The organism is Alkalispirochaeta alkalica DSM 8900, from assembly GCF_000373545.1.
Classification (GTDB): Bacteria; Spirochaetota; Spirochaetia; order DSM-27196; family Alkalispirochaetaceae; genus Alkalispirochaeta; species Alkalispirochaeta alkalica.
On sequence record NZ_KB891732.1, the window covers coordinates 1 to 4,004 of the forward strand.

The following is a 4,004-nucleotide window of genomic DNA, read 5'->3' on the forward strand; positions in this document are numbered from 1 at the left end:
GATCGCGGGGGGCTCCTCTTCCCGGAATGGGTGCGGTGTCCGGTTTGGGCCGGTGTGTGCGCCCACAAAAAAACTTCTGAAAAACTTTCCCCCCCGGACAAGCAGCAGACCTCACCATCCCCTCTTGTGGGGCATGACGTACTACAACGAAACAGAGTTATTGGAACTGGGAATCGTGGTGAAGCCGGGGCGGTATCTTGTTAACCTGAATCCGTTGGTCATCTATGAGCAGGACGGCACCCCGCTGCCCGGCATGCCTGATCCCGGGGCGATCCAGGAGAGCGAGAAGGGCCTGCGCGGGGAGACTCCCCTGGGATGCATGCCCCTGCGGTATCCGTGAGGATAGGGGAGGGAGTTGCCAGGTGGGGCTGTGCCCTGCCTGGCGGGGGGCGGTGGGGTAGGTCGGGTAGATAACAAAGCCTTTCAGATAACCAGGGCCGTCTCTCGGGAGGCCAGAATGCTCCTGTCGGCCTAACGTTTGCTTAACCTGCGTTTTCGTGCCCGAAGGGCTTGGCGCGATTTTTGTCGAGCCAAGCGACAGCACAAACCATGACAATAGGAATTGTCAGGTTGAAGCAGTTGTCCGGCAGTTCATTCAGATTCATTATTTAGAAAAGAAGCCTTAGGAAATCCACCATAGGTTTTGTGAAATATATGTTTTCAATATTCTTTGCGAAAATCCTAACAACGGCATAGGTCGATGGAATAGCAACTAATAATTTAAAGATAAATAAAAGTGTAATTAGTATTAAAGCCACAATTATTATAGACGATAATAACTTTACAAGACCAATTTTTCTATCAAAAAGGTCAAAGTACTCTTTAAATTCATCTTTTGAGTCATCAAGTTCTCCATTACACGTTGATATTGTATGGAGCTTTTCCCTTTCCTTGTCAATAATTTTTTTTGTAAGATTAATTGAATTTCCATTTTGGAGTATGATTAAGCTTGATACAAGGGAATAAAAAAAGAAACCAGCTGCTAATATTATTGATTCAAGTATTTTAGTTGACTCAACATTTTTTATTAATAATGTCAGACCGATACTTATCGGAATAGAGAAAACAACATTTTGTACAGTTGATACATATTTGTCCAATATTTCTATATATTTACTCTTCTCTTGTATGAATGTATTTTTTATTCTCTGAAATGAGAAGTTGCTTATGAATATATGATAATCCCTTCTCGATGATAGTTGGAATTCGGTAAATTTTGAAACGAGCAAAGATACTTTGTTGCTTTTATATTTATTCGAGATATCTAGTATATTCTTTTTAAGTATTTGTTTGAACTCATTTGTGTAATCAATTCTTCCATGTGCATATGTTTTTAGGATATTATCTATTGTGTCTATTCCATCTGCATCCTCAAGAAGACATCCTTTGTCAATCTCAAATATAACGCCACTATTTTGCGAATCTGAAAAATAGTATTCGAAGTCATTTTCAGCTTTATCTGATATTTTCTTAAATATATCGATAAACAGCAAATACCTTTTAAAACTAGCTATAAAAGTATTTTCTTCACCCAGGCATTCTTCTTTATTGATTTCATATATGTACACGCTACCATCTGGATATGCGATTTTATTCTTACTTAGAAAATGATCTCTATTGAGAAATATATAGAGTTTAAGTTGAGATATAATAACGCCCCTTCTAATCGTTATCGAAATTCCATCAATTTCAACTTTATTTTGGAAAGTAAGTTCATGTTGATAGAGAGAATCTTCTCTTCTATAATCAATTTCTAATATAGAGTATATTCTTTCTTTATCTGTTTCTCTTTTTATCTTTAATGTACCTATAAGGTCTGAATCATATGCTATATTAATCAGTGAATCCAAAAGTACATTAACTTCATTAATACAATCACTGATCTTCATTTTTAAGTTCCGAAATTAATCTAGATACGTTTTTTAACGTAACCTCATTTTCCTGAGTATTAATCAGAATGTCAGTCCCGATATGGGATTTATCAAAAGCAAAACTCTCAATCCAGTCACCCTTAAATTTAAAACTTATAAGCCTTTTCATTTCTTGCTTATGTATTGTGAAGGTGTGATCAACTTCGATGCCCTTATCATTAGCGTGTTTGACTATTTTATCTCTTTCACTCTCTCCAAATATAAAAACAGACATATCATAGAGATTTACAGGATTTCTCGATGCTATTTTTGAGTCACAGTATTGATATGCACGTTTTCTTAGTTCTTCTTTATTTTCACTTTCTTTAGTTAAATCGGTGATAATATTTATTGTTTTCCTGCTATTATCTTTGTTCTGGTTAAATTTCTCACATCCAATAAAATTAACAAAATACTTTGAAATACTATCTGTCCCCGAAATAAAACAAAGGTAATTCTGATCTGTTTGATCTGACCTGTATTTTTCAATATCAATTCGACATGCTAGATCTAATTCTCTAAAATCAATCTGTTCTGTGTTCATCAATGTAGGGATACCATTAGTAATATTTACAGCCCTACCCATCTTATTACTAATCATTGATATAGTAAAATATTGTTTGTCATCCATAATGTAATCGATGATTAGAATATGACCGCCTGTTGCTAAAATTTCACTGCTTAAATAGCTTTTTAAGCTCTGCTGATTATCGTCACCAATATAAGATTTTGATGATTGCAGAAGGTCATAATTTATATTCTTTAGGTAATTGTCAAACTCTTGTTTAAAATATGATGTGCCTGCTTTAGAGAATACTCCATATGTTTTTTTCATTGAATTTGTAATAGCAGCATGCAAATCAATTATTAATGAAACAGATGTTTGATCATTTGCGACTTCTTGTTTTGAACCAATAAATGTCGTTTCCCGCGATTTATTTGTTTTTTTCAACTCATGCAAAATGAAGTGTTTATGCATATATTCTCCTTATTATCGTCAAATATTGCAACAATCTTAATCTGCCAACATTTGCATAACCAGCAAAAACGTAGTTTTTGTCTGGTTTATGCAGTTGTTAGGTGTTTTTTGATAAATATGCGTAATATAATTATTCAATTTATTTACTCAATTTCTTTACTCTCTTCAGAGTATTCTATAAGACATCGCCTGAGATAATTATTGTCGTATTGGATTGACATATAACCATAACAACCTCCAAAAAAAGCCGATGCCATATTGTAATTATAATTCCAGTTGTTTTGACTAATAGCATTTGAAATTGATTGATTAAATAAAGTGATGCATTCTGAAAATTGAAAATCAAGCATTTCAATCTGAGCTATTGTTAATATTCTATCAATATTATGACTATTTTTAATTTTGATATATATTGCAATTAGAAAAACAATATGATCATAAAATACTTTTGGGTCACCACTTTCTCTATGTTTATTAAAATCATCTATTAATGCATATAATCCGTCGCTGATTCCTTCAATAACTCTAGTAGCTGTGTCGATTTCTTTATTAGTCAACTCTCCGTTTAATTTATTGAAATCCAGTCCTTTACAATTAAACATTATCCTATTTGAGAGCAATGAGTTTATTTTCCAATTAATCTCCTTAATCTCCATAGTAGTTTTGTTGTTTTGATTAACTAACCAAGCAATTGATGAAGACATATCCTTTATGTCAGATAGAAAACTATCTCCAAGTTTGATTTGTTTTATAAATTTCCCATCATCACTTCGTTTCATAATAACAGCTTCAAATTCTTTATTCATTTTCATTCCTTTCCTGCCCGGAGGGTCCACCTAGCAACAATTAGACAGACCCGGATAATCCATTATCCCCACAAACCCTTTCGCCCAGCTCCAAAACTTCCCAGCCATAACAATCCCAAAATCCTACCACGAAAATCCCCTAAGAGCCACCAAATAAGAACTAAATTTCCTTATTTCCTGTAGGAAATGCCTATCTGCCGCTAATCGCCCCGGATCAGTTCAGGTGACGGATCAGACCAGTCCTTCTTCAACATCGCGTACATGGCGTGATCGACGTAGTGGTCGTAGAGCCACTCTGCATCACGGATC

The 4,004-nt window shown here is 35.0% G+C and carries 4 protein-coding genes; 1 reads left to right on the forward strand and 3 read right to left on the reverse strand.

The features are described 5' to 3' along the window. Positions 1 to 340, forward strand: a 340-nt coding sequence (locus B071_RS19965) for a hypothetical protein (protein ID WP_040588279.1), incomplete at its 5' end; no start/stop codon positions are given. Between the two features lie 268 nt (positions 341 to 608). Here B071_RS19965 and B071_RS17260 read toward each other — a convergent pair. From B071_RS17260 to B071_RS19715, 3 genes are all read right to left on the reverse strand, one after another. Further along, positions 609 to 1,889, reverse strand: a complete 1,281-nt coding sequence (locus B071_RS17260) for a hypothetical protein (RefSeq protein ID WP_157703188.1) — start codon at positions 1,887 to 1,889, stop codon at positions 609 to 611. Continuing rightward, positions 1,876 to 2,889, reverse strand: a complete 1,014-nt coding sequence (locus B071_RS19270; protein ID WP_083914886.1) for a nucleoid-associated protein — start codon at positions 2,887 to 2,889, stop codon at positions 1,876 to 1,878. The genes B071_RS17260 and B071_RS19270 overlap by 14 nt, the downstream gene beginning before the upstream one ends. A 143-nt stretch (positions 2,890 to 3,032) precedes the next feature. After that, entirely contained in the window at positions 3,033 to 3,695 is a 663-nt protein-coding gene (locus B071_RS19715; protein WP_157703189.1) for a hypothetical protein, read from the reverse strand. Positions 3,696 to 4,004: the final 309 nt, after the last annotated feature.

What these genes read in the sequence shown, in the direction of transcription:
- B071_RS19270 (WP_083914886.1), bottom strand. Translation starts at nt 2,889, where the DNA reads ATGCATAAACACTTCATTTTGCATGAGTTGAAAAAAACAAATAAATCG.
- B071_RS19715 (WP_157703189.1), bottom strand. Translation starts at nt 3,695, where the DNA reads ATGAATAAAGAATTTGAAGCTGTTATTATGAAACGAAGTGATGATGGG.
- B071_RS17260 (WP_157703188.1), bottom strand. Translation starts at nt 1,889, where the DNA reads ATGAAGATCAGTGATTGTATTAATGAAGTTAATGTACTTTTGGATTCA.